This is a genomic window from Thauera sp. 28, assembly GCF_000310145.2.
Classification (GTDB): domain Bacteria; phylum Pseudomonadota; class Gammaproteobacteria; order Burkholderiales; family Rhodocyclaceae; genus Thauera; species Thauera mechernichensis.
On sequence record NZ_AMXA01000003.1, the window covers coordinates 263,917 to 288,224 of the forward strand.

At 69.4% G+C, this 24,308-nt stretch carries 18 protein-coding genes; 10 read left to right on the top strand and 8 right to left on the bottom strand.

Annotated features, from left to right (window positions below; translation table 11 throughout):
• Positions 1 to 6 precede the first annotated feature (6 nt).
• Positions 7 to 843: a DNA ligase gene (locus C662_RS04585; protein ID WP_002925499.1), complete on the top strand. Its 837-nt coding sequence runs from the start codon at positions 7 to 9 to the stop codon at positions 841 to 843.
• 18 nt (positions 844 to 861) lie between these two features.
• Here the strand turns inward: C662_RS04585 and C662_RS04590 are convergent, their stop codons facing one another.
• Positions 862 to 2,667, bottom strand: coding sequence for an ABC transporter transmembrane domain-containing protein (locus C662_RS04590; protein WP_232433215.1), 1,806 nt, complete (start codon positions 2,665 to 2,667; stop codon positions 862 to 864).
• A 143-nt stretch (positions 2,668 to 2,810) separates the two neighbouring features.
• On the opposite strand from C662_RS04590, the gene C662_RS04595 reads away from it, so the two are divergent.
• Positions 2,811 to 3,419, top strand: coding sequence for a DUF924 family protein (locus tag C662_RS04595; protein ID WP_002925504.1), 609 nt, complete (start codon positions 2,811 to 2,813; stop codon positions 3,417 to 3,419).
• Between the two features lie 11 nt (positions 3,420 to 3,430).
• Here the strand turns inward: C662_RS04595 and C662_RS04600 are convergent, their stop codons facing one another.
• Entirely contained in the window at positions 3,431 to 7,291 is a 3,861-nt protein-coding gene (locus C662_RS04600) for an EAL domain-containing protein (RefSeq protein ID WP_002925506.1), read from the bottom strand.
• Positions 7,292 to 7,518: 227 nt separating this feature from the next.
• Between C662_RS04600 and C662_RS04605 the strand changes: the two genes are divergently transcribed.
• Positions 7,519 to 8,031, top strand: coding sequence for an LEA type 2 family protein (locus C662_RS04605; protein ID WP_002925508.1), 513 nt, complete (start codon positions 7,519 to 7,521; stop codon positions 8,029 to 8,031).
• 37 nt (positions 8,032 to 8,068) lie between these two features.
• Complete coding sequence (locus C662_RS04610) at positions 8,069 to 8,857, top strand: enoyl-CoA hydratase-related protein (RefSeq protein ID WP_037984138.1); 789 nt, start codon at positions 8,069 to 8,071, stop codon at positions 8,855 to 8,857.
• Between the two features lie 48 nt (positions 8,858 to 8,905).
• Here the strand turns inward: C662_RS04610 and C662_RS04615 are convergent, their stop codons facing one another.
• The gene (locus C662_RS04615) at positions 8,906 to 9,718 is read right to left on the bottom strand and encodes a helix-turn-helix domain-containing protein (RefSeq protein ID WP_002925512.1); all 813 of its coding nucleotides are present in this window, start codon (positions 9,716 to 9,718) and stop codon (positions 8,906 to 8,908) included.
• A 308-nt stretch (positions 9,719 to 10,026) separates the two neighbouring features.
• Between C662_RS04615 and C662_RS04620 the strand changes: the two genes are divergently transcribed.
• The 5 genes from C662_RS04620 to C662_RS04640 all read left to right on the top strand — a co-directional run bounded on the left by C662_RS04620 (position 10,027) and on the right by C662_RS04640 (position 17,806).
• Complete coding sequence (locus C662_RS04620) at positions 10,027 to 11,496, top strand: alanine/glycine:cation symporter family protein (RefSeq protein WP_002925514.1); 1,470 nt, start codon at positions 10,027 to 10,029, stop codon at positions 11,494 to 11,496.
• 73 nt (positions 11,497 to 11,569) lie between these two features.
• Positions 11,570 to 12,973: an aspartate ammonia-lyase gene (locus C662_RS04625; protein WP_002925515.1), complete on the top strand. Its 1,404-nt coding sequence runs from the start codon at positions 11,570 to 11,572 to the stop codon at positions 12,971 to 12,973.
• On the top strand, positions 12,970 to 13,974 hold the full coding sequence (locus C662_RS04630; protein WP_002925516.1) for an asparaginase: 1,005 nt from the start codon (positions 12,970 to 12,972) through the stop codon (positions 13,972 to 13,974). The genes C662_RS04625 and C662_RS04630 overlap by 4 nt, the downstream gene beginning before the upstream one ends.
• 133 nt (positions 13,975 to 14,107) lie before the next feature.
• Positions 14,108 to 16,024, top strand: a complete 1,917-nt coding sequence (locus C662_RS04635; protein WP_002925518.1) for a B12-binding domain-containing radical SAM protein — start codon at positions 14,108 to 14,110, stop codon at positions 16,022 to 16,024.
• A 90-nt stretch (positions 16,025 to 16,114) separates the two neighbouring features.
• Complete coding sequence (locus C662_RS04640; protein WP_002925519.1) at positions 16,115 to 17,806, top strand: DUF342 domain-containing protein; 1,692 nt, start codon at positions 16,115 to 16,117, stop codon at positions 17,804 to 17,806.
• Positions 17,807 to 17,862: 56 nt separating this feature from the next.
• On the opposite strand, the gene tpx is transcribed toward C662_RS04640, so the two are convergent.
• From tpx to phnD, 4 genes are all read right to left on the bottom strand, one after another.
• A complete protein-coding gene (gene tpx, locus C662_RS04645; protein WP_002925521.1) occupies positions 17,863 to 18,363 on the bottom strand; it encodes a thiol peroxidase in 501 nt (166 codons plus the stop codon).
• 99 nt (positions 18,364 to 18,462) lie between these two features.
• Positions 18,463 to 20,472: a PhnE/PtxC family ABC transporter permease gene (locus C662_RS04650; RefSeq protein ID WP_002925523.1), complete on the bottom strand. Its 2,010-nt coding sequence runs from the start codon at positions 20,470 to 20,472 to the stop codon at positions 18,463 to 18,465.
• Between the two features lie 37 nt (positions 20,473 to 20,509).
• Positions 20,510 to 21,325, bottom strand: a complete 816-nt coding sequence (locus tag C662_RS04655) for a phosphonate ABC transporter ATP-binding protein (RefSeq protein WP_002925525.1) — start codon at positions 21,323 to 21,325, stop codon at positions 20,510 to 20,512.
• A gap of 68 nt (positions 21,326 to 21,393) precedes the next feature.
• Complete coding sequence (phnD, locus tag C662_RS04660; RefSeq protein ID WP_002925528.1) at positions 21,394 to 22,320, bottom strand: phosphate/phosphite/phosphonate ABC transporter substrate-binding protein; 927 nt, start codon at positions 22,318 to 22,320, stop codon at positions 21,394 to 21,396.
• A gap of 276 nt (positions 22,321 to 22,596) precedes the next feature.
• Here phnD and C662_RS04665 point away from each other — a divergent pair, with 276 nt between their 5' ends.
• A complete protein-coding gene (locus C662_RS04665) occupies positions 22,597 to 23,328 on the top strand; it encodes a hypothetical protein (protein WP_002925531.1) in 732 nt (243 codons plus the stop codon).
• A 21-nt stretch (positions 23,329 to 23,349) separates the two neighbouring features.
• Here C662_RS04665 and C662_RS04670 read toward each other — a convergent pair.
• A partial coding sequence (locus tag C662_RS04670) for a S8 family serine peptidase (protein ID WP_002925532.1) occupies positions 23,350 to 24,308 on the bottom strand: 959 nt, incomplete at its 5' end.

The following is a 24,308-nucleotide window of genomic DNA, read 5'->3' on the forward strand; positions in this document are numbered from 1 at the left end:
CGTAGATTGATCCTGGCGCTGCTGGTGGCCGCGATCAGCGGCGCGGCCTGGGCCGACCCGCACACGCCACCGGCGCCCACCCCCATGCTCGCGCTGCGCTACGACGAGACCATCGACCCGGCCCAGTACTGGATCAGCGAAAAGCTCGACGGCGTACGCGCGCTGTGGGACGGCCGCCAGTTGCGCTTCCGCAGCGGGCGGCCGATCGTCGCGCCCGACTGGTTCGTTGCCGGGTTGCCCGACACGCCGCTCGACGGCGAGCTGTGGCTGGGCCGCCAGCGCTTCGACGAACTCTCCGGCCTCATCCGCCGCGCCGACCCACTGCACCCGGGCTGGCGCGCGGTGCGCTACATGGTGTTCGACCAGCCCGCCGGGGCGGGCGACTTCAGCGCCCGTCTGCAGGCGCTCCAGGCCCTCGTCATGGCGGTCGACCGGCCCTGGCTCCAGGTCGTGGAGCAGCGCCGGGTCACCGACCGCGCAGCACTGCAGCGCCTGCTCGACGACACCATCGCCGGCGGGGGAGAGGGACTCATGCTGCACCGCGCCGACGCCCACTGGCAGCCCGGCCGCAGCGACGCCCTGCTCAAGCTCACCCCATGGCTCGACGCCGAAGCCCGCGTCGTCGGCTACATCCCCGGCAAGGGCCGGCTGCAGGGCAAGGTCGGCGCACTGGAGGTCGAGACCGACGACGGCCGCCGCTTTCGCATAGGCAGCGGCCTGACCGACGCCCTGCGCAACACCCCGCCCGCCATCGGCACGCTGGTCACCTACCGCTACCGCGAACTTACCCCCGGCGGGCAACCACGCTTTCCACGCTATGTGCGCGAGCGCACGCTGCCGTAGGGCCCCGCGCCGCCCTCCTCACGCCTCCAGCTGCAGCGCCGCCAGCCGTGCATACAGCCCGCCCTGGCGGCGCAGGTCGGCCGGGGTACCGGTCTCGACGATGCGGCCGGCGTCCATCACCACGATGCGGTCCACCTTCTGCACCGTGGCCAGGCGGTGGGCGATGATGAGCGTGGTCCGCCCCCGCATCGCGGCGGCCAGGCCCTGCTGCACCAGGATTTCGGATTCGGCGTCGAGCGCACTGGTGGCTTCATCGAGCAGCAGGATGGGCGCACCCTTGAGGATCGCACGCGCGATCGCGATGCGCTGGCGCTGGCCGCCCGAGAGCCGGGTGCCGCGTTCGCCGAGGAAGCTGGCGTAGCCTTCGGGCAGGCGGGCGATGAATTCGTCGGCAGCCGCGGCGCGGGCGGCGGCGATCACCTCGGCGTCGCTGGCGTCGGGACGGCCGTAGCGGATGTTCTCCAGCGCGCTTGCCGAGAAGATCACAGGGTCCTGCGGCACGATCGCGATCCCGGCGCGCAGCGCATGCAGCGACAACGCGCGGATGTCGCTGCCACTGATACGGATACAGCCCGCGCTCGCCTCGTAGTAGCGCAGCAGGAGCTGGAACAGGCTGGTCTTGCCGGCGCCCGAGGGGCCGACGAGCGCAATCCGCTCGCCGGGTGCGATCTGCAGCGAGATGTCGTCGATCGCGCGCACGCCCGGGCGTGCCGGGTAGCAGAACACGACGTGGTCGAACGCGATCGCGGGCAGGGCGGCGTGGGCTGAGGGCGTGGCGCGGGCGCCCTCGCCGGCGCGGGCCGCGTCGCCATCCCGGATCGCCGGCTCGGCGTGCAGCAGTTCCATCAGGCGCTCGGTGGCGCCGCTTGCACGCATGACGTCGCCCCACACCTCGGCCAGCGTGCCCACCCCACCCGCCACCAGCGCGGCATAGATGAGGAAGGCGCCGAGTTCGCCCACCGACAGTGTGCCCGCCTGTACCTGGCGCGCGCCGATCCACAGCACGAAGATGATCGTGCCCATCACCGCCGCGATGATGAGCGCGGTGAGCAGGGCGCGCACGCGGGTACGCTGCACGGCAGCCTGAAACCCGGTCTCGCTGCGCGCAGCGAAGCGCCGCGCCTCGTTCGCTTCCTGGGTGAAGGCCTGCACCGTCGGCATGGCGTTGAGGATCTCGCCGGCCAGGGCCGAGGCATCGGCGATGCGGTCCTGCGACGCGCGCGACAGCCGGCGCACGCGCCGGCCAATGACGGCGATGGGCAAGGCCAGCACAGTCATCAGGCCGACGATGAGGCCGAACAGTTGCACGCTGGTCACCGCCAGCATGAGCATGCCGCCGACGAACTGGAACAGGCTGCGCAAGCCCATCGAGATCGAGCTGCCAACGACGGTCTGCACAAGGGTGGTGTCGCCCGTGAGCCTTGAGAGCACTTCGCCGGTCTGCAAGGTCTCGAAGAACTGTGGCGACTGATGCAGCACGCGGGCATAAACCGCGCTGCGCAGGTCGGCCGTGACGCGCTCGCCGATCCAGGACACCGTGTAGTAGCGCGCCGCGACCACCACCGCCCAGAACAGCGCGAGGCCGACCAGCGCCACGAAGCGGCCGTCCAGGCCCTGCGCACCGAATAGCCCGGCCCCCGCCACATCGCCGCCAAAACCCGCGTCGATCAGGTCGCGGAAAGCCAGCGGCACGACGAGGATCGCGGCCGAACCGAGGCAGAGCAGCACGAAGGCCAGGGCCACCCGGCCACGATGCGGGCGCAGGAATGGCAACAGGCCGCGCAGTGCGGAGAGTGGGCGGGCAATCGGGGGCGAGGACGTCACGGTCGGTAGGCAGGCACGGTGAATGCCCGATTATTGCCGGATTTCCCGCGCTCGAACGCGAACTCCATACCGCACCGAGCTCGCAGACACGGACGGTCGACTGCGCTATGGTGTCCGTACCGCCCGCCCGCAGGAGGTCCCGCTTGGACACGCCCGACTCAATCCACGCCTTCTGGTTCGGCCCGGACGCCGACACGACCGCGCAGACAGCCATCATCGAACGTCAGTCCGCACTATGGTGGCGGAAACAGGCCGAGGTCGACGCCGACATGCGCCAGCGCTTCGCAGCGCTCGTCGGCCGAGCGGGTGCCGGCGAGCTGGACAGCTGGCTGGGTACGCTGCGCGGCCGGCTTGCGCTGATCCTGCTTACCGACCAGTTCCCACGCAATATCTGGCGCGGGCAAGCTGCCGCCTTCGCCTTCGACGTGCTCGCACTGCGCTGGGCGCGGGACACGATCAGGCTCGGCCTCGACCTCGATGCGCGCCCGATCGAGCGCGTGTTCCTGTATCTGCCACTGGAGCACTCCGAGGATCTGGCCGATCAGCGCGAAGCCGTCCGTCTCTTCGACGTGCTCGCCTCGGGCCTTGGCGCGGCAGAGCGGCCCGCCTTCGATGGCTATGTCGATTACGCGCGCCGTCACCTGGAGATCATCGACCGCTTCGGCCGCTTTCCCCATCGCAACGCAGCCCTGGGCCGCGAATCGACGGCGGATGAAGTCGCCTTCCTGCAACAGCCCGGATCCGGGTTCTGACGTAACCGGACTCAGCCAGCGCGAAGCACGGCGTCGAGCGCGCTCTCGATTGCGGCTCGGCGTGCGCCCAGCTCCGCAATCAGGGATGGACGACTGCCGGCGGCAGCAGGCGCGCCAGCACAGCGCTCGCACAGCTGCGCCAGTTGGGCGAGTTCATCCTGCAGGGCTTCGCAGGCCGGTGCGTCGACAGCGCCGGACGCACGCTCTGCGGCCAGCCAACGCCCGAAGGCGCTGCCCTCGATGTCGAACGCAGGCACCTCCGCGCCCTGGTTGCCAAGCGCCGCCGCAGCCAAAGCGCACCAGTGTGCAAGCTCGGCCCCGGCATACAACAGCAGCACCTGGTCGCGGCCGAGTTCAGCCGCACTCTGCCAGGATGGATCCGGTCGCCAGGCCGTCACCCACACGGGTACGGCGGCCGCAGGCATCGGCCGCGCAATACCGTAGCCCTGGGCAAACTCGCACCCCAGCAACAGCAGGCGGCGCGCATGTACGATGCTCTCCACCCCTTCGGCAACCGCCTGACGGCGGAAGGCCTTGGCCAGGCCGATGACGCCTTCCAGGATCGCCAGGTCATCGGGGTCCTCGAGCATGTCGCGCACGAAGGTCTGGTCGATCTTGAGCACGTCGGCCGGCAGGTGCTTGAGGTAGGCGAGCGACGCATAGCCGGTGCCGAAGTCGTCGAGCGCAAACCGCACGCCGAGGCGCCGGCAGCCGCGGATCACCTCTGCGACATGCTCGAGGTTGCCGAGCGCGCTGGTTTCGAGAACCTCGATCTCGAGACGCCCGGGGCCAATGTCGCGCTGACGTCCGAGCAAGGCCTCCAGGCGGGCGACGAAGTCCGCGCGCTGCAGGTGCTCGGCCGAGATGTTGACGCTGACCGGCAGGTCCAGTCCCTGCTCGCGCCAACTCACATGCTGGGCGAGCGCGGTATCGATGACCCATTCACCGAGCTCCACGGCAAGCGGGCTGGCCTCGACATCGGCGAGGAAGGCGCCCGGTGAAAGCAGGCCGCGCTGCGGGTGATGCCAGCGGATCAGCGCCTCCAGCCCGATCACCGCACCGGTACGCATGTTGACCTTGGGCTGGTAGAAGAGCTCGAACTCGCCCCTGCGGAGACCCGCGGCGACCTGGGCCAGCGTCTCATGATGGCCGCGCACGCTGCGATCGAGCTCGGTATCGAAGATGCAGAAGCGGTTCTTGCCGGCCAGCTTGGCCTGGTACATCGCCTGGTCGGCCTGGCGCAACAACTGGTCGGCATCGACGACATCGGGCTGTGGGAACAAGCTGACGCCGATGCTGGCCGACAACTGCAGTCGCACGCCATCGATGTCCACCGGGCGGGACACGACATCGAGCAAGCGCATCACGAAGGGCACGAAGGCACCATGCTCGCCGACATCGACGAGCACGGCCGCAAACTCGTCACCGCCGAGGCGTGCGATGGTGTCGCCCTCACGCAAGGCCGCGCGCATGCCGCCGGCGAACTGCTTGAGCAGGCGGTCGCCGAGCGCGTGGCCATGCTGGTCATTGACCAGCTTGAAACCGTCGAGGTCGAGGTAGGCCACCGCCACGCGCTGCTCGCGGCGGCGGGCCTGCGCGATGGCCTGCTCAAGGCGGTCGCGCAGCAGCGCCCGGTTGGGCAAGCCGGTGAGGGCGTCGTGGTGGGCGAGGAACTCGAGCTCGGCCTCGTGCGCCTTCTGCGCTGCGATATCGGCATACAGGGCAACATAGCGCAGCGCCTCACCGCCGGCGTCCGGCACCGCGCTGATGGTGAGCAGCGCCGGGTAGTGCTCACCGGATTTGCGCCGGTTCCAGATCTCGCCACTCCAGAAACCGCGCTCGCTCAGGCTTCGCCTCATCACGGCGTAGAACTCCGCACCATGTCGCCCCGACTGGAACATCCCCGCCGGATGACCCAGGATCTCCTCGCGCGTATAGCCGCACTGCCTGCAGTAGGCCTCGTTGGCGTCGACGATCAGGCCTTGCCCGTCGGTGATCAGGATGCCCTCGCGGGCATACGAGAACACGCTCGCCGCCAGGCGCTGGCTGGCCTGCGCCTGGCGTTGCTCGGTGAGGTCGATATCGATGCAGTACATCTCGAACTCACCATCAGCGTTGCGCTGCATGACGTGGCTGGAGAAAACCGGCACGCTGCTGCCATCCTTGCGCAGCAGGTTGAGCTCCCCTGCAGGGATCTCGACGCCTTTCTCGATCCAGTCGCGATGCAAAACCTCGAGGTCAGCACGCATCTCGGGCGGAATCAGCAGTTCGTCCAGCCTGCGTCCGAGCGCTTCCTCGGCACTGAAGCCATACAGCGCGGTGCTCGCTTCGTTCCAGAAGATCACTTTGCGCTGGGCATCGTAGCCCTGCACCGAGATGTTGGGGATCTTCTCGAACAGCTGGCGGAAGCGCGCCTCGCTCTGGCGCAGCCGGCGCTCGGCATCGCGGCGCTCGAGCGCGTTGCGGATGGCGTCGCCGGCAAGCGCGAGCAAGGCCTTCTCCTCGTCGGCCCAGCGTCGCCGGGCATGCACCGAGTCGAAGCCGATGAAGCCGGACAGGCGCTTGTTCGAGCGCATCGGCGCTGCCAGCGTGGAATGAATGCCCTGCGCCAGCAGTATCTCGCGGTCGAGGCGAGCCTCATCGTCCAGCGCCTCCACGTCCTCGATATCGACGCAGTCGAACGCCCTCAGCGTACGTGCGAACAGCAGCTCGTGATCGAAACGCACCTGCTGCAGGCTGCCGATCTGCGTCGACACCCCCGGCGCGCACCACTCATGGGTATTGCAGGCGTGGGCGTCGTCCTCCGCGACCGCGAACACGTAGGCTCGATCGGCACGCGCATGGCCGGCGAGCTCGCCGAGCGCCTCGACGATCACCTCGTCGAGGCGCTCATGCTCGGCACCGACGATGCGCGCCGAGATGCGTGCCAGGGTCTGCTCGAGCGACACCCGCCGCCGCAGGGCGGACAGATTGCGGCTGTTCTCGAGCTCCGCGCTGACCGGTGCGTCGAAGATCTGGAGCAGGTCGAGCACCACTTGCGGCTGGGCCAATGGACGCCGGCTGAGCAGCGCAAGCAGCCCCAGCGGGTGCCCGGCATGATCGATCAGCGGCACCGCGCAATAGCCTTCTATACCCTTGCGTACGAGCGCCTCGTCGCGCGGGAAGCGCATCGCGACGCCCTCGGCATAGACGCAGGGCGCCCGCCCGATCACATGCTCGCAGGGCGAGTCCGCAAGCGCGTAGTCGAAGGCCTGCATGCGCCCCGCGCTCGACCAGCCGGCGACCGCATTGACCCGCTCGCCGACCGCGTCGACCGCACCGACGAACACGTAGTCGGCATCGAGCGCCTCAACCAGGTGCCGGCACACGCGCTCATGGAAGGCGACCCCGGTACGCGGAGTGGAATCTGCGGCAAGCAGATCGAGTGCGGCCCGCATGCGCCGCTCGTGGGTGACGTCGTGGGCAATGCCGAGAACGCCGATGAGGCGTCCATCCGCGCCGTGCAGGGGCGCCTTGGTAGTGAGGACAAGCTCACGGTGGCCGTCGCGGGCAAAGGTGAGCCACTCCTCACGGCTCACGGGCTGCATGGCGGCCAGGGCCCGCAGATCGTCCGCGCGAAAGGCTGCGGCCTCTGCTTCGGCAAAGAAATCAGCGTCCGTCCGCCCGAGGATCTGGTCACGGGACCGGCCAAGCAAGGCCTCGACCTGGCGGTTGCAGTGCAGGAACACACCGTCGGGGCTCTTTACCCACACCAGCGCGGGCAACGCATCGACGAGCGCATCAAGCCCGCCGTCGGCAAACACGGAGGTGGCGGCCGGTCCAGCGCCGCCAGCGGCCGGCAGATTGAGGCTCGGATGCGTATGGTCGATCACTCGGACTCCTTCACCGATGCACAGCCGCAGCGGGCGCTACGCATACTGGATTCTAGACAGCTGCCGAAACACCGGTAGTGAAAACCGCACGCCTGGCGAGATACGCCGGTGCCTGCCTCGGTGATGACCTTTGCCCATGCGCGAGCCGGCATGGGCACGCGCCTGGCCAGAGGCCCGTCTGCAGGTAGAATGGACCAGGCCCGGCTTTCACAATGGAAGTTCCGCCCATGCATGCCGCCATCCCCATCCGCCTCGCACACCTCTGCTACCGCAGTCTCACTGCGGTACTGGTCGTCCTTGCCCTGCTCGCGGTCGGCGGCTGCGCCAGCCTGGTGCACCGCGAACCGGTTCGAATCAACGTCGTCGGCCTGGAGCCCATCCCGGGCGAGGGCATGGAGATGCGCTTCAAGGTCAGGATGCGGGTGCAGAACCCCAACGACTCGGCAATCGACTTCGACGGCCTCGCGCTCGAACTCGAGCTCAACGGTCGGCCCTTCGCCACCGGCGTCAGCGATCGCGCGGGCAGCGTGCCGCGTTTCGGCGAGACGCTGATCGAGATCCCGGTGTCGGTATCGGCGATCGCCGTGGTACGCCAGGCGCTCGGCGTGATCGAAGGCGAGGCCAAGGCCGAAGTACCCTACACGCTGCGCGGCCGGCTCGCCGGTGGTCTGGCGGGTGGCATGCGCTTCTCCGACTCCGGTACCCTCAAGCTACCCGATCCGCTCAGGACGCCACGCTGAAACCCGCCGCGCGCGACACTCAAAAGGAGACCGAATGATGTCCCAGCCCGCCCTCAAGGACGCCCGCCTGCAACTCGACGATCGCGTCGCCACCCTCACCCTGGCGCGCGACGACGTGCGCAATGCGCTCACCGGCACCGCACTCATCGACGACATCGTCGATGTAGCCGAGTGGGTGAACCGCTGCGACGAGGTCTCCGTGCTGGTGATCACCGGCGAGGGTTCAGCCTTCTCCGCGGGGGGCAACATCAAGGACATGGCCGAGCGCGGCGGCGACTTTGCCGGCGATGTGGCCGAGGTCGCCACCCGCTACCGCCGCGGCATCCAGCGCATCCCGCTGGCCTTGCAGGCGGTCGAGGTGCCGATCATCGCCGCAGTCAATGGGCCCGCAATCGGCGCCGGCTTTGATCTGGCCAACATGGCCGACATCCGCATCGCCTCCACCCGGGCGAAGTTCGGCGAGACCTTCCTCAACCTCGGCATCATCCCGGGCGACGGCGGCGCCTGGTTCATGCAGCGCCTGATCGGCTACCAGCAGGCCTTCGAGCTCACCCTGTCGGGACGCATCGTCGGTGCGGAGGAGGCGAAGACCCTGGGCATCGCGCTCGAGGTCGTCGAGCCTGAGCAGTTGCTGGCACGCGCCCACGACATGGCCGCGCGCTTCGCCGCCCAGCCGCCCAAGGCGCTGCGCCTGACCAAGCGCCTGATGAAGATGGCCCAGCGCACCGAACTCAAGGACTTCCTCGACCTGTGCGCGGCCTTCCAGGGCATGTGCCACAACGAGCCGGAACACCTCGCGGCAGTCGAGCGCTTCCTGAAGCGCTGAACGGCAGTCAGCCAGGCCCAGCCGTGCAGGCGAGGTGCGCGCGCACGCTCAGTGGCGCGCGCGGAAATGCCACTCGCCGGCTGCGATATCGTTGGCCACGGCCCGGCGCGTCGCCTCATCCACCCGTGTGTCATCGAGCGGATACAGGCCGCACAGGCGCAGCGCGCGCCGGACCTCGATGGCCTGGCCGAGGTATTCATACACGACCCGGGCGCAACATGGCATGCGCTCGCCGCTGCCCGACACCCCCAGCTTGAGCCCGGTGAGCCGGGTGACACGGTTCTTGAACGAGGGGAAGAGGATGGTCTGCGTCATCTCCAGACCAGTCAGCGTCTCGTAGTCGGTCAGGAAGATCCGGTCGGTGAGGAAATGCGCCAGGCCGCGATAGATGCCATGGTAGGCCTTCTCGCGCGGATGCTCGATGAGGCGCTCGGTACGCTGGTAATACACCCGGTCGTCACGCCTTTCCAGGCATACCAGGGTACGCAGAAGCTGCCCGGGGCAGGCCATCGACAGGTAGGTCTCGAAGTAATAGCCCAGGTACTTGTCCAGCCCTGCGCTACCGATCTCCTTCAGGTGGGCGAGATCCGCCGCCTCCGGTGCGTGCGCCACGGCGGGCACCACCGGCCGCGGGCGGACTTGCACCAGGCGCTCGAACTGCGCGCTGGGCATCATGATTTCGTGCTCGTCCACCCCGAAGAAGGCGCAGAACCGGCGCAGCGTATGGGCCGAGGGCCGATAGCGCCCGCTCAGGTAGCGGTTGAACTGCGGCCGGTTGATGTCGAGCCGGCGGCAGACCTCGGCCACGGAGCGGTAGTAGCTGCACAACAGGCGCAGGTTGCGGGCGAAATCCTCGTTCATGGTGGCTCCAGGGGCGACGCGGCGGGCAACAGGAGTGGCGGCTCACGCGTACGGCCCCGGTCGGTGGCACACCTTGGATATGTCGCAGTATGGCGCAGTTTGTGCGCCCATTGGCAACGGCTTGAGCCAGGTCGTCAAATTCCCGTGCTGCCCGCGGCTTGCTGAAATGTCCGTGCTCCCGCCGTTCGCGCGGGGGAAAACGACAACAGCGGCCACGCGCCGCGCAGCAAGGAGACATCTCATGCCTGCCTACCCGTGTCACGTCCCGGCCCTGGCCGCCTGCCACCTCCGCCAGGGAGGGCGCCGTCATGCTTGACCTGCTCAATGACCTGCTATGGTCCAAGGTGCTGATCGTCGTGCTGATCGGCCTCGGCCTGTGGTTCACCATCGGTTCGCGCTGCGTGCAGTTCCGCCACTTCGGACGCATGTTCCGCATCCTCGGCGCCAATCAGGCCTTTGCACGTGACAAGCACGGCCACGTCAGCTCCTTCCAGGCCCTGATGCTGTCCGTGGCCGGCCGCGTCGGCGGCGGCAACATCGCCGGCGTCGCCGTCGCCATCACGCTGGGCGGCCCCGGCGCCATCTTCTGGATGTGGATGGTGGGCCTGATCGGCATGGCCACAAGCTACTTCGAGTGCACGCTCGCCCAAGCCTACAAGACTGCCGAGCCTGACGGCACCTACCGCGGCGGCCCCGCGCACTACATCGCCCGCGGCATGGGGCGGCGCTGGAAGTGGCTGGCGGCGGTCTATTCGGTGCTGCTGCTGCTGACCTTCGGCTTTGCCTTCAGCGCGCTGCAGTCGTACTCGGTCGCCACCTCGATCAACGACGCCTTCGGCATCCCGGTCAGCGTGACCGGCGGCATCCTCGCCGTGATCGTCGGCGCGATCATCTTCGGCGGCGTCAAGCGCATCGCCAAGGTGGCCGAGGTGCTCGTGCCGGTGATGGCGGTCGGCTACATCGCCATAGCGCTGGTGGTGGTGGTGCTCAACCTCGGCGAGTTGCCGGGCGTGCTGGCACTGATCGTCAAGAGCGCCTTCGGCCTCGAACCCGCGATCGGCGGCGGCATCGGCGCGGCGATCGTGATGGGCGTCAAGCGCGGCCTGTTCTCCAACGAGGCCGGTCTGGGCAGCGCGCCCAACGTCGCCGCGGTGGCCTACGTGCGCCACCCCGCCAGCCAGGGCATCGTGCAGGCCTTCTCGGTGTTCATCGACACCCTGATCGTGTGCTCGTGCACCGCCTTCATCGTGCTGCTCGGCGACGTCTACCAACCCGGCACAGGAGCCCAGGTCGGCGGCGTAGCCCTCACCCAGGCATCGCTGGCCGGTCTCGTCGGCGAATGGGGCCGGGTATTCGTAAGCGTTGCGCTGATGCTGTTCGGCTTCACCACCATCATCTACAACTACTACCTCGGCGAGAACAGCCTGAGCTGGTTCAACGCCAGCAACCGCGGGCTGGTCGTGCTCTACCGCGCGGTGGTGATCGCACTGTGCGGCTGGGGTGCCACCACCGACCTCGGCACCGTGTTCGCCTTCGCCGACGTGACCATGGGCCTGCTCGCGCTCGCCAACCTGCTTGCGCTCGCGGCGCTGTTCAAGCCCGGACTGCGCCTGATGCGCGACTACGACGCGCAGATCGACGCCGGCGTCGCCGAGCCGGTGTTCGACGCCACACGCTTCAGCGACCTGGACATCGACGCCGACGCCTGGCGCCTAGAGGAAGAAGACCGCGCGGCGATCCAGTCGCCCGCCGCGGACCCGGTTCCGGCCAAGGCCTGATCCGCGACCTCACCCGACCACTCCCGGTGGCTGGCGCACACGGCGCCTGCCACCGCCACAGGAACACACCAACATGAACACCCGCATCGAACACGACCTGCTCGGCGACATGGCGCTGCCCGCCACCACCTGGTACGGCATCCAGACCCAGCGCGCTGTCGACAACTTCGCCATCACCGGCGTACCCATCAGCCACTTCCCGGCACTCGTCAACGCGCTGGCCATGGTCAAGGCCGCTGCCGCGCGCGCCAACCACGAACTCGGGCTGCTCCCGGCGCACAAGGCCGACGCCATCCTCGCCGCCTGCTCGGACATCATCGGCGGTCACCTGCACGAGGCCTTCGTCGTCGACCTGATCCAGGGCGGCGCCGGCACCTCGACCAACATGAACGCCAACGAGGTCATCGCCAACCTCGCGCTGGAGAAGCTCGGCCAGCCCAAGGGCGCGTATGCACACCTGCACCCCAACGACGACGTGAACATGTCGCAATCGACCAACGACGCCTACCCGACCGCGGTCTGCGTCGGCCTGCAGTTCGCCGTCGAGCCGCTGGTGGACGCCATCGCCAGCCTCAAGCGCGCCCTCGAAGCGAAGGGCCGCGAGTTCGCCGACGTCATCAAGATGGGCCGCACCCAGCTGCAGGACGCCGTGCCGATGACGCTCGGCCTGGAATTCGAGGCCTTCGCAGTGAACCTGGGCGAAGACATCGACCGCCTGCGCGAGGTCTGCACCCTGTTGTGCGAGGTCAACCTCGGCGGCACCGCGATCGGCACCGGCATCAACACCCACCCCGACTACGCCGCACTCGCCGTGCGCCATCTCGCCGAGATCTCGGGCAAGCCGATCGTGCCCGCGGCCAACCTGGTCGAGGCGACCTCGGACATGGGCGCCTTCGTGCTCTTCTCGGGCGTGCTCAAGCGCTTCGCGGTCAAGCTGTCCAAGCTCGCCAACGACCTGCGCCTGCTCTCCAGCGGGCCGCGCACCGGCTTCGGCGAGATCCACCTGCCGCCGATGCAGCCGGGCTCGTCGATCATGCCGGGCAAGGTCAACCCGGTGATCCCGGAGGCAGTGAATCAGACCGCCTACCAGGTGATCGGCAACGACCTCGCGGTAACGATGGCGGCCGAGGCCGGCCAGCTCCAGCTCAACGCCATGGAGCCGCTGATCGTCTACAACCTGCTGTCCTCGGTACGCATGCTCGACGCCGCCTGCCGCATGCTGGAGGAACGCTGCATCCGCGGCATCCGCGCCGACCGCGAGCAGTGCCGCCGCCACGTCGAGCACAGCATCGGCGTGATCACCGCGCTGGTGCCGCACATCGGCTACGCCAACGCCTCGCGCATCGCAGCCCAGGCGCTGCACAGCGGCGACACCGTGCGCGCCCTGGTGCTGGGCGAGGGCCTGCTTGGCGAGGCCGAACTCGATGCGCTGCTCAGCCCGCAATCCATGCTCGCCCCGCAAAGGCAGCCGGCATGAACGAGCGCATCCTGGTGCTGCACACGGGCGGCACCATCGGCATGGAGCGCGGCATGGACGGCTATCGTCCGATGCCGGGCTTTGGCGCGGTGCTACGGCGCCATCTGGACGGCGTGGCAGGCCTGCCCGCCTTCGATCTCGTCGAACTGGCACAGCCGATCGACAGCGCCAACCTGCAGCCAGCGCAATGGACCGCGATCGCCCGCGAGCTCGTCACGCGCTGGAACGACTACCGCGGCTTCGTGGTGCTGCACGGTACCGACACCATGGCGTGGACGGCGTCGGCGCTGTCCTTCATGCTGCAGGGCGCCGATCGACCGGTGATCCTCACCGGTGCGCAGGTTCCGCTCGTCGAGCCGCGCACGGACGCACTGGCCAACCTGCAGTCGGCGCTGCTGCTCGCCGACAGCTTGCCGCACGGCGAAGTCGGCGTGTTCTTCGGCCGCCAACTGCTGCGCGGCAACCGCAGCACCAAGGCCAGCAGCACGGCCTTCGAAGCGTTCGCCTCACCCAACGCAGCCGCGCTGGCCGAGGTCGGCATCACGCTGAATGTGCATGCGCAGCGCCTGCAGCCTGCGGGCGCACGCAACTTCCGGCTCCCCGAGTTCGATCCGCGCGCGGTGGCGGTGCTGACCGTGCATCCGGGCCTGGGCGCACACCAGGTCGATGCGCTCACGGCCGATCCCGCATTGCGCGGCCTGGTGCTGAGCAGCTACGGCGCCGGCAACCTGCCCGATGCCGAGCCCGGCCTTCTCGATGCGCTCGCGCGCGCCGTAGCGCGCGGCGTGGTGGTGGTGAACCGAACCCAGTGCAGCCACGGCGCGGTGATGCAGGGCGCCTACGCAACCGGCGCAGCACTGCACCGCATCGGTGTCGTCCCGGCCGCAGACATGACGCTCGAGGCGGCCTTCGCCAAGCTGCATGTGCTGCTCGCGACCGACGCCGATCCTGCGCAGGTGCGCGCGCGCTTCGGCACCGCGCTGTGCGGGGAGATGTCCTGAACCTGGCGCCGGGCACGGCGCGCCGGCGGGGCTGACGTAGAATGGCGCTCCCCGCCCCCGCACAAGACAAGTGCTCGGCCCGACGCCGCGACCGCCCTCATCCCGGCGAGCGACACGGGTGAGCCCCCCCATCATGGCAGACAGCTCGCCACGCGTGCTTTCGGTGATCCCGCCGATGACGCAGCTCAACACGCCGTATCCGTCCACGGCCTATCTCACCGGCTTCCTGCGTTCGCGCGGCATCGCCGCGGTGCAGGAGGATCTTGCGCTGAAGCTGGTGCTGCGCCTGCTGTCGCCTACCGGCCTGGACGACATCCGCGCCCGCGCCGAGACCTTGGCACGCAGACAGCGCACGCCGCTGGTGCAGGGCTTTCTCGAGCACTTCACGCGCTACCGCTACACCGTCGGCCCCACCATCGCCTTCCTGCAAGGCCGCGACCCCACCATCGCCCATCGCATCGCGAGCCGGACCTTCCTGCCCGAGGGGCCGCGCTTCGACACGCTCGATACCTATGTCGACCCGGACGATCCCGAAGGCGGCGACCCGCTCGCCTGGGCCTTCGGCGCCCTCGGCCTCGCCGACCGTGCGCGCCACCTCGCCACGCTGTATCTGAACGAGCTCGCCGACATCCTGCGCGACGCCATCGATCCGCGCTTCGAATTCGTGCGCTACGCCGAATCGCTGGCCATGAGCCAGGCCACCTTCGACGCGCTCGCCGACGCCCTGGCCGCCTCACCGACCTTGGTCGATGCCTACCTCAAGGAACTGACCCTCGAGGCCATCTCCCACCATCGGCCGCAGCTCGTCCTCGTCTCCACGCCCTTCCCCGGCTCGGTGTACGGCGCTTTCCGCATCGCCCAGGCGATCAAGGCCGCCCATCCGGGCATCGTCACCGTGCTCGGCGGCGGCTTCGTGAACACCGAGCTGCGCGAGCTGTCCGAGCCGCGCGTGTTCGACTACTTCGACTACGTCACCCTCGACGACGGCGAGCGCCCCCTGCTGGCGCTGCTCGAACACCTGCAGGGCAAGCGTGGCAAGTCCCGTCTGGTGCGCACCTTCGTGCGCGACGCGGACACGCATGCGGTGCGCTACATCAACCTCATCGAGCCCGATGTGCCCTTCGCCGAGGTCGGCACGCCGACCTGGGACGGCCTGCCCCTGGACGGCTACCTGTCGGTGCTCGACATGCTCAACCCGATGCACCGGCTATGGTCCGACGGGCGCTGGAACAAGCTCACGGTGGCCCACGGCTGCTACTGGAAGAAGTGCAGCTTCTGCGACGTCAGCCTCGACTACATCGGCCGCTACGACGGCGCCCCGGCCGCGCTGCTGGTCGACCGCATCGAAGCGATCATCGCCGAGACCGGCCAGACCGGCTTCCACTTCGTCGACGAGGCGGCGCCGCCCAAGGCCCTGCGCGCGCTCGCCGAGGAGCTGCTGCGCCGCGGCGTGGCAATTTCGTGGTGGGGCAACATCCGCTTCGAGAAGTCCTTCACCCCCGAGCTCTGCCGGCTGCTCGCCGACAGCGGCTGCATCGCGGTATCGGGCGGGCTGGAAGTGGCCTCGGACCGGCTGCTCAAGCTGATGAAGAAGGGCGTGTCGGTGGACCAGGTGGCACGCGTCACCCATGCGTTCACCGAAGCCGGGGTACTGGTCCACGCTTACCTGATGTACGGCTTCCCAACGCAGACGGTGCACGACACCGTTGATGCGCTGGAATACGTGCGCCAGCTCTTTGAAGCCGGCTGCATCCAGTCGGGCTTCTTCCACCGCTTTGCGTGCACCGTACACTCGCCGGTGGGGATGAACCCGCAGGAGTACGGTATCGAGCTCGTACCGCTGCCACCGGTAAGCTTCGCGAAAAACGACATCGGCTTCATCGACCCCACCGGTGTCGACCACGATCGCCTCGGCAAAGCGCTCAACAAGGCGCTATACAACTATATGCACGGTATCGGCCTCGATGCGGACGTGCGCCAGTGGTTTGCCGACAAGGTGCCGCGCCCGCGCGTGGCGCGACAGTTCATTGCCCGCGCGCTCGGGCAATGATGCTCGCACTTGATCTCGCACATGCATGCACGCCCCCGATGAGGGCTAGAATCCCGCCCCGCCTCCCTTCAACGCCACTGCACCGCGCGCATGGACAATGACCTGGCCCCAGGCCCTCTACTGAGCCTCACCCTCGACGCGGCGACCCGTGTGCTCAGCGCGAACCTGGCACATGACACACGCTTCCCGCGCATCGATGCACTCTGGTTGCGCGAGCAGCTCGGCGCGGCCGGCTACGCCGAACTGCGCATCCGGCCGGATGCGATCAAGGGGCTGATCGCGCGCTACAACGCCGGGCAATCGGTCGAGGCCGTCGAGATCGCCGAGTGCGCGGATGCCATGCTCGAGGTCGAAGTCGCGGCCGATGGCCTCAGCGCGGAACTCACCCTCACCCCGGCCAAGGGCGGCCGTCCGGCAACCAAGGCAGAACTGCTCGGCCTGCTCGCCGCACGCGGCATCGTCGAGGGCGTGCTGGTCGACGAGATCAACCGCGCGATCGCCAAGGGCCAGGCCAACCGCCTGGTGATCGCCCGCGGCCGCGAAGCCGTGCCCGGTGAGGACGGCTGGCTCGAACGCCTGCTGCCCGAGACACCTGCGCGCGTACCCAACGTCCGCCCCTGCGGCCGTACCGACTTCCGCGACTTCGGCGAGATCCTCGTGGTGCAGGAGGGAGAGGGCCTGATGCGACGGCATCCCGCGACTCGTGGCGAGGACGGCCGCAACGTGCTCGGCCAGCCGATCGCGCCCAAGCCGGGGCGCGATGTCCGCTTCGCCAGCGGTTTGCGCGGCACGCGCGCCGCGGCCGAGGACCCCGACCTCCTCGTCGCTGCCTGCGACGGCCAACCCGTGGAGGTGCGCGATGGCATCATCGTCGAGCCCATCTACACCGTCGACTCGGTGAACATGGCCACCGGCAACATCGACTTCGATGGCACGGTCAGGGTACGCAACGACATCCAGGCTGGCATGAGCGTCCGCGCCAGCGGCGACATCGAGGTCGGCGGCGTGGTCGAGCCCGCCACGCTGGAGGCCGGCGGCAACATCATCGTGCGCGGCGGCGTGATGGGCGGGCTCGGCGGCAAGACGGCAGGCAAGGATTTCAGCGCCGTCGCCATCCGTTGCGACGGCAGCTTCACCGCCACCTATGCTCAACAGGCACGCATCACGGCGGGCGACTCGATCTTCATCGATGATCTGGCCATGCAGTGCCAGCTCGTGGCGCGGAACCATATCCGCGTCGGCAACCAGCGTCGCGGCCACATCATCGGCGGCAAGGCCTGCGCGAACCTGTCGATCCATGCCCGTGTGATCGGCGCGCACAACCGCATCCGCACCGAACTCGAGATCGGCGCCGACACGGCACTCTCCCAGGCGGTGCAGGCCAAGGCCCAGGAGCGCGACATCCAGGAAAACAAGCTGCTCGATGTCGGCAAGCTGCTCAACTTCGCCGACCGCAATCCGGGCAAGGTCACAAGCGAGATGCTGAGCCGCGCCGAGCTTGCAGCGGCTGCGCTGTCGACCGGGATCGAGGCCTTGCGTAACGAGGAAGAGGCCTTGCGTTTCCGGCTCGAGCTCGCCCAGCAGGCGCGGGTGAATGTGGAGCAGACCGTGTTCGAAGGCGTCACGGTCAGCATGGGTGAGCGCAGCCTGCGCATCCCGCAAGTACTCGCCGCCAGCACCATCCGCCTTGCAGACCAGGGGCTCGGCGTGTTTCCGCTCGAGGATGACAGCCACTTTGACGAGCCACAGAAACCGGGTGGCGAGTCTGCTCGCCGCCGCTGAGCGGAAAAGGCAAGGGCCCCGACTGGGGCCCCTGCCTTTCACTGCATGACTGCCGCTTACTTCAGCGCGGCAAGCGCGGCCGCATAGTCCGGCTCATCCTTGATCTCACCCACGCGCTGGGCATGTACGACCTTGTCGTTGGCATCGATCACCACCACTGCACGCGCGGTGATGCCGGCGAGCGGGCCGGAAGTGATGGCCACGCCATAGGCCTCGGCAAAGCCCGGGTTGCGGAAGGTCGACAACGTCTGCACGTTCGCCAGGCCTTCGGTCTCGCAGAAGCGCTTGGCCGCGAAGGGCAGGTCGGCAGAAACCACCAGTACGACGGTATCGGCCAGCTTGCCGGCTTCCTCGTTGAACTTGCGCGTCGAGGTCGCGCACACCGGGGTGTCAAGGCTGGGAACGATGTTCAGTACCTTGCGCTTGCCGGCAAAGGCCTCGAGGCCGACGTCGGCAAGGTCGGCGGCGGTGAGCTTGAAGGCGGGGGCGGCATCGCCGGCTTGCGGGAAACGGCCCGCCACGTCGATCGGATTGCCGCCGAGGGTCACTGCGCTCATGGTTATCTCCTGTGGGTGAGGGTGGTGCCGGCTTGTTCGTGGGGCACCGGCTGGTCCGCCCCCTAGCCTACACCAAGGCGCTGCCCGCTGCCCGGCCGTTCAACGCCCGACGCGGGACAGCTTGAGCAGGCGCGAACCGCGGTCGATCAGCACCGTCAGCAACACGATCATGAGCAGGTAGGTGCCGGCCCGCTCGAAACGGAACCACTCGAAGTTGAAGCTGAACTGGAAGCCCAGGCCGCCCACGCCGACCAGCCCGAGCACCACCGCCGCGCGCACGTTGCTCTCGAACTGGAAAAAGCCATAGGTCATCCAGTCGCGCCACACCCGCGGCACCGCCACCAGGCCGTAGGTTGCCAAGCGGGAGCCACCGCAGGTGGGCTCGAAGCGGCGCAGGGGCTGGTTGTCCACCGCCTCGCCGAACACCCGGGTGAGCACGCCCAGCGTGTGCAGCGCGATGGCCAAGGTCCCCGCCACCAGGCCGGGACCAAAGAAGGCGATGCACAGGAAGGCCCACATCACCTCAGGCACGCCACGTGCGATCACCGCCGTGGCGCGCGCCGCCGCGAGCTGCAGGGCGCGCAGCGCGCGCTGCCAGGGCGCCGGCGTCTCGCCGCTGAAGCGTGCGGCGTGGAGCTGGAAGCTGGCCGAATGCGGATAGGTGAGCAGGATCGCCCCGGCCACGCCGAGCACCGTGCCGACGACCGCAATGGCGAGCGGGATCGCTGCCGATTCCACCACCCGCCACACGAACCACTTCTGCAGCTCCTGCTGCCAGGCCAGCCACGCCGACGGTCGCCAGAAATCGAGCGCGCCATGGGTGGCGGACAATTCGACCGCCTTGCCCTGCTCGAGGCGCGCCGCCGCCTTGGCCGGGTCGCCCAGACCGATCGCGGCGAGGTCGAGCTCGGGCTGCAGCAGGCGTTCGAAGAAGCGCAGCTTTCCCCAGGCCTCACCACTCAGCAGCTCCATGGCCGGTGCAAGGTGGTTGCGTGCAGCCCCATCCTCACCGCCACGGTTGCCCCAGCCCATGAACCACAGCGACCACAGCAGGGCCAGCACGACCAGACCGGTAGCCAGCCAGGGGCCGAACGGCGGACGGGAGACGCCAGCCGCAATGGGCGGCGCCACAGCATCGCCCTCAGGCCGTCCCTGGCGCGAGGCATCGCCAGCCCCCGCCACCGCGCACGAGGCACCGCCGCTCTGGCGGGACTGGTCACCGCGCAACTGGCGACGAATGGTGTTGCTGACGAGATCCGCGGCCAGCGTCAGTAACAAGGTGAACAGGATCAGCGTGCCGACCTTGTCCCATGCGCCGAAGCGCACCTGGTACCAGATCTCCGAGCCCAGCCCGCCGCCGCCCACCGCGCCGATCACCGCCGCGTTGCGGATCGCGCATTCGGCGCGCATCAGCGTGAAGGACAGCACGTTGCGCGAGGCCAGCGGACGGATGCCGTACAGGAAGGTCGCCAGCCGGCCGCCGCCGAGGCTGCGCACCTGGGCGTAACGCGATTCGTCCACGCTGTCCCACAGCTCGCTGTACACCTTGGCGAGGATGCCGGTGATGTTGAGCGCCAGCGCCAGCGCACCGGTCAGCGGGCCGAGGCCGACCAGCGCCACCAGGATGATCGCCCACACGAAATCCGGCACCGCACGCAGGATGTCCTGCACCAGCCGGCAGGCCGCGCACAGCAGCGCCGCCGGCGAGCGCAGCGGCAACCGGCGCCATAGCCGTGCCAGCGGGCCCGTCCCCTCCGCGCCACGCGCCTCGCCGACGCACACCGCCCGGCTCGCCCCCATCGCCAGCGGCCAGGCCAGCAGCACCGCCAGCGCGGTCCCAAGGATGGCGGCGGACAGGGTCTGCAGGGTCAGGTCCCAGGCATGGTGCACGAACGCTGGCGACAGGTCGGGGCGGGCAAAGGCCGCCAGCCAGGCGCCGATGCGCGCTGCCGCCTGAGCGCGGCGCTCGGCGTCAGTGAGCGCCCCCCAGTCCCATTCGGCGGCGGCGAAAGCCGCCAGCAAGGCCAGCAGGACGGCGAGCAGGGCGACGAAATGGCCCAGCGGGCGGCGCTCGTAACGCGCGCTGGCGGCCAAGGCGAGCGTACTCACCAAGACACCCCAGGCACACAGCTGCGGCAGCCGTGCTTCATTCCTGCACCTCGATCTCGTCCAGGTGCAGCGCGCGGTATTCGGCGCCGTAGAGCTCGCGCAGCAGATGCTGGGTGATCTGCGCTGGTTCGCCCTGCCAGAACAGGCGGCCGCCACGCAGCGCGATCACGCGGTCGAAATGGCCTTGCAAGAGGTCCAGCGTGTGCAGATTGACCACCAGCGTCACGCCGTCGCGCTGCGCCAGCTGGCATAGCAAGCCGATGATCTCGCGCCCGAGGCGCAGGTCGAGCGCGCTCACCGGCTCGTCCGCCAGCACCAGGCGCGGCTGCTGCACGATCAGGCGGGCGACGGCGACACGCTGCTGCTGGCCGCCGGAGAGCTCGTCGGGCAGCGCCCACAGCTTGTCGGCGAGTTCGACGCGCGCCAGCGCCGCGCGCGCGCGTTCGATCTGCTGCGGCCACAGCAGGGACAGCAGCGCACGCGCCAGCGACCAGTGGCCGAGCCGGCCCATCAGCACGTTGTGCACCACGCGCAGCTGAGGGATCAGGTTGTCCTGCTGGTAAAGGAAGCCGAGTTCGCGGCGCAGCCGCGCCAGCCGCCGCCCGCGCAGGCGGCGGGTATCCTCGCCCAGCGTCAGCGCGCAACCAGCCGCAGGCTTGACCAGGCCGGCGATGAGACGGAACAGCGTGGTCTTGCCCGCCCCCGAGGGCCCGATGACGGCGACGCGCTCGCCCGGAGCGATGTCCAGGCTGATGTCGTCGAGTACGCGCTGGCCGCCGTAGGCGACCGCGGCGCCCTGCAGGCGAACCGGGTGCTCGGGCACGGCCTGCGCATCAATGGAGTCTGTATTCATGATGATGAGCGGGCAGGGGGCGGCACAGCATCCGGCCGGACGCTGCGCCTACCGGTCCCAGCCAGCCCTCAGCCGCCGATGTCGATACCCGACTCGAGCAGGTCGACGTAGCCCTGCCACTCACCGATGTCGGCCTCGATGAACTTGCCCGCCTTCAGGTACTTCAGCACCTGGGCGCCTTCCGGCGTGCTGCCATCGACCGCGAGCAGGGCGGCACGCAGCCTGGCGAGCAGGTCCGGGCCGAGATCGGCACGCGCGGCGAGGGCGTAGTTGGTGTAGGGCGGGGTCTTGTAGACGATGGGCGCGCGCGCCTTGAGCGCGTCGTCGGCCTTGTCCCACGATGCGTAGTTGAGGGCGCCGAGGGGGTGCGTGCCGTCGGCCACCATCTGCATCACCACGTCGTGGCTGCCGGAATAGGCCACGCTGCGGAACACCTTCTCCGGCGTGGTGCCGGCCTGGTCCATGAAGTACTTGCGCGGCATCATGTGGCCCGAGGTGCTGCTCTTGCTGCCGAAGGTGAAGCTCCAGCCCTTGCCCTGCGCGGCCTTGGCGAGCTCGCCGAGGTCGCTCACGGTGCCCAGGCCGGTCGCCGGATTGGCGATGAAATAGCTGACGAAGCCCTTGTCGATGTCGCGGCAGCCGAGGATGGTGAGCTGCTCACCCATCTGCATGCGCGCCTGCGCGGTCGTCACCGCGCCGAGCCAGGCGACGTGGGCGCGGCCGGTGGCGAGCGCGGTGACGCTGGCGGCGTAGTTCTCGACGTGCATGTACTCGACCGGGATGCCCACCGCCTGGCCGAGATGGCGGGCCAGGGCGCCGAAGTTCTCGCGCATGCGGTCGGCGTCGCCGTCGTCCGGAATGGCGGTGATGATGAGCCTGGCCGGCGGCTGCTGGGCGAGGGCCTCGCCCGCGTTGACACCCAGGCTGGCGGCCACGGCGAGGGCGGCGGCGGACAGCAGGAAGCCTCTGCGCGAGGCAGGACGATGGTGATGCATGTGTTGCTCCCGATGTACGGAGGCGGCGGGCAGGCGCGATGCCGCCCGGCTTCCAGCCACCCCGGTGCGGGCGCGCCGGGGTTTAATCGCCCGGCTCAAGGAGCGGGCAGGGTGGACGGCCGATATGAAGATCGACGCTCAGGGGTCCGGCGCGCATTATCCGCAATCGCGCGCGGCAGCGATACCGTGCGGCCCCGTGCAAGGGAGCCGACGGAACCGGTCCGCGGCGCCCCTGTCTCGACCACACCTGCCTTGACCCAAACAGGAGCCTTGCCGATGACCCCCTGGCCACGCACCGTCGCGGCAAGCGCCGCCCTCGCCCTCGGCGGCTGTACGCAGCTGCCGGCGGTGCCCTTCCAGGGCGACAGCCTGCTCGAGCAGACGCGGTCCGCGCTCGACACCCGGCCGCAGCGCATCGAGCTGGCGCCGGCCGCGCGCCCGAACCTGCAGCGCGGCGACACCTTCGTCTTCGGTCGCAGCACGGTCAGCCGGGTGAGCGCCGCCAGCGCGCAGTCGCTGACGTGGACGCTGGCCGACGGCCGCAGCCTGCACGGCACGCGCGACTTCTTCGTGCCGCCCCTGGCGGCGGACTACCCCGGGCGGCGGGTGGAGAGCACGATCAGCGGCCAGCCGGCGAGCCTGTGGCCGCTGGCCGCGGGCAAGCGCGTCAGCTTCGAGGAGACGCGGCGCACCACCTGGACCGACACCGGACACGTCGCCACGGTGCGCCGGCGCTGGGACTGCGAAGTCGTGGACGCACGGGTCAGCTTCGTCCCGGCGGGCGACTTCGCCACCTGGCATGTGCGCTGCAGCGCCTATTCGCCCCGCTTCCCGCTGCCGATGCAGACGATCACCTGGGATTACGCGCCTTCCCTCGGCCATTACGTGCGCCGCAGCTGGTTCGAGGACCGCCGCCAGCGGGTGGCGATGTTGTCGGCGGCGCTGCCGGGCGGGGTGGCCACGCCGGCGCGCATCGAGGCCGTGCTCGCGCGCCTCGCCGCCGAATGAGCCTGCGGCGCGCCGGGCCGCTCAGCGGCAATCGCGATCGAAGCGCGGCTTGCCGTAACCGAACACCGGGTCGCGGCCCGGATCGCCGAGGTCGGCGAGCCCGCCGAGCCGCCCGGTCAGCAGCACGTCACGGCTGGCGCTGCGCTGCGCCAAGCTCTGCGCGCTGAGCGCCACCATGTAGGGCACGGCGTAGGAGGTGCCGCTGCGCGCGCGCCCGCCGCCCGCGGGGTCGGCGGTCCACACATTGACGCCGGGCAGGGCGTAATCGATGTAGTCGCCCTGGTTGGCGCGCCAGTAGACCCGGCGATCGGCCGCGATCGCAGTGACGCCGATCACACGCTCGTGCGCCGCCGGGTAGGCGGGCGGCGCGTTGCGGCCGCCGTTGCCCGCCGCTGCAATCACCACGATGCCGCGCGCCGCTACCCGCCGCACCGCGTCGCGCAGCACGGCGTTGTCCGGGCCGGCCAGGCTGAGGCCGATCACCGCCACCCCCTGGCCGGCCAGCCAGTCCAGGCTCTTCACCAGGCCCGCGGTGTCCGTCGTGGCGTTACCCGACGGCAGGGTGTAGAAGGGCGCGGCCGCGAACAGCCGCGCGCGCGGCACCAGGCCCGGCACCACCGAACCGGGCTGGCCGACCAGCAGCGCGGCGACCGCCGTGCCATGGTCGGCCGGGGCGGCGGCCTTGCCCTCGGTGACGAAGGCCTGGCGGCGGATATCCGCCCCCGCCAGCGCCGGATGGCCCGCATCGACCGCGGTGTCGACGATGCCGATCGCCTGGCCACGCCCGCAGGCGCGGCTGTCGGCCGGCCAGCCGATGAGCGCACGGGCGGCACAGCCCGGGCCCTCGCAGCGCGCCGCCGGCGTGCCCTGGGCGATCTTGTACAGGTGGTGGAGGTCAAAGCTGCCGGGGCCGCGCTCGGCCAGGATCTCGCGCGCGCTGCGTGCATCGAGGCCGGGCGGCAGCCGCAGGCGGGGGAAGG

Excerpts from the sequence above, each read along its gene's own strand:
- C662_RS04635 (WP_002925518.1), top strand. The coding sequence starts at position 14,108 with ATGGCAGACAGCTCGCCACGCGTGCTTTCGGTGATCCCGCCGATGACG.
- phnD (WP_002925528.1), bottom strand. The coding sequence starts at position 22,320 with ATGCATCACCATCGTCCTGCCTCGCGCAGAGGCTTCCTGCTGTCCGCC.
- C662_RS04620 (WP_002925514.1), top strand. The coding sequence starts at position 10,027 with ATGCTTGACCTGCTCAATGACCTGCTATGGTCCAAGGTGCTGATCGTC.
- C662_RS04665 (WP_002925531.1), top strand. The coding sequence starts at position 22,597 with ATGACCCCCTGGCCACGCACCGTCGCGGCAAGCGCCGCCCTCGCCCTC.
- C662_RS04610 (WP_037984138.1), top strand. The coding sequence starts at position 8,069 with ATGTCCCAGCCCGCCCTCAAGGACGCCCGCCTGCAACTCGACGATCGC.
- C662_RS04655 (WP_002925525.1), bottom strand. The coding sequence starts at position 21,325 with ATGAATACAGACTCCATTGATGCGCAGGCCGTGCCCGAGCACCCGGTT.
- C662_RS04615 (WP_002925512.1), bottom strand. The coding sequence starts at position 9,718 with ATGAACGAGGATTTCGCCCGCAACCTGCGCCTGTTGTGCAGCTACTAC.
- tpx (WP_002925521.1), bottom strand. The coding sequence starts at position 18,363 with ATGAGCGCAGTGACCCTCGGCGGCAATCCGATCGACGTGGCGGGCCGT.
- C662_RS04630 (WP_002925516.1), top strand. The coding sequence starts at position 12,970 with ATGAACGAGCGCATCCTGGTGCTGCACACGGGCGGCACCATCGGCATG.
- C662_RS04640 (WP_002925519.1), top strand. The coding sequence starts at position 16,115 with ATGGACAATGACCTGGCCCCAGGCCCTCTACTGAGCCTCACCCTCGAC.
- C662_RS04625 (WP_002925515.1), top strand. The coding sequence starts at position 11,570 with ATGAACACCCGCATCGAACACGACCTGCTCGGCGACATGGCGCTGCCC.
- C662_RS04605 (WP_002925508.1), top strand. The coding sequence starts at position 7,519 with ATGCATGCCGCCATCCCCATCCGCCTCGCACACCTCTGCTACCGCAGT.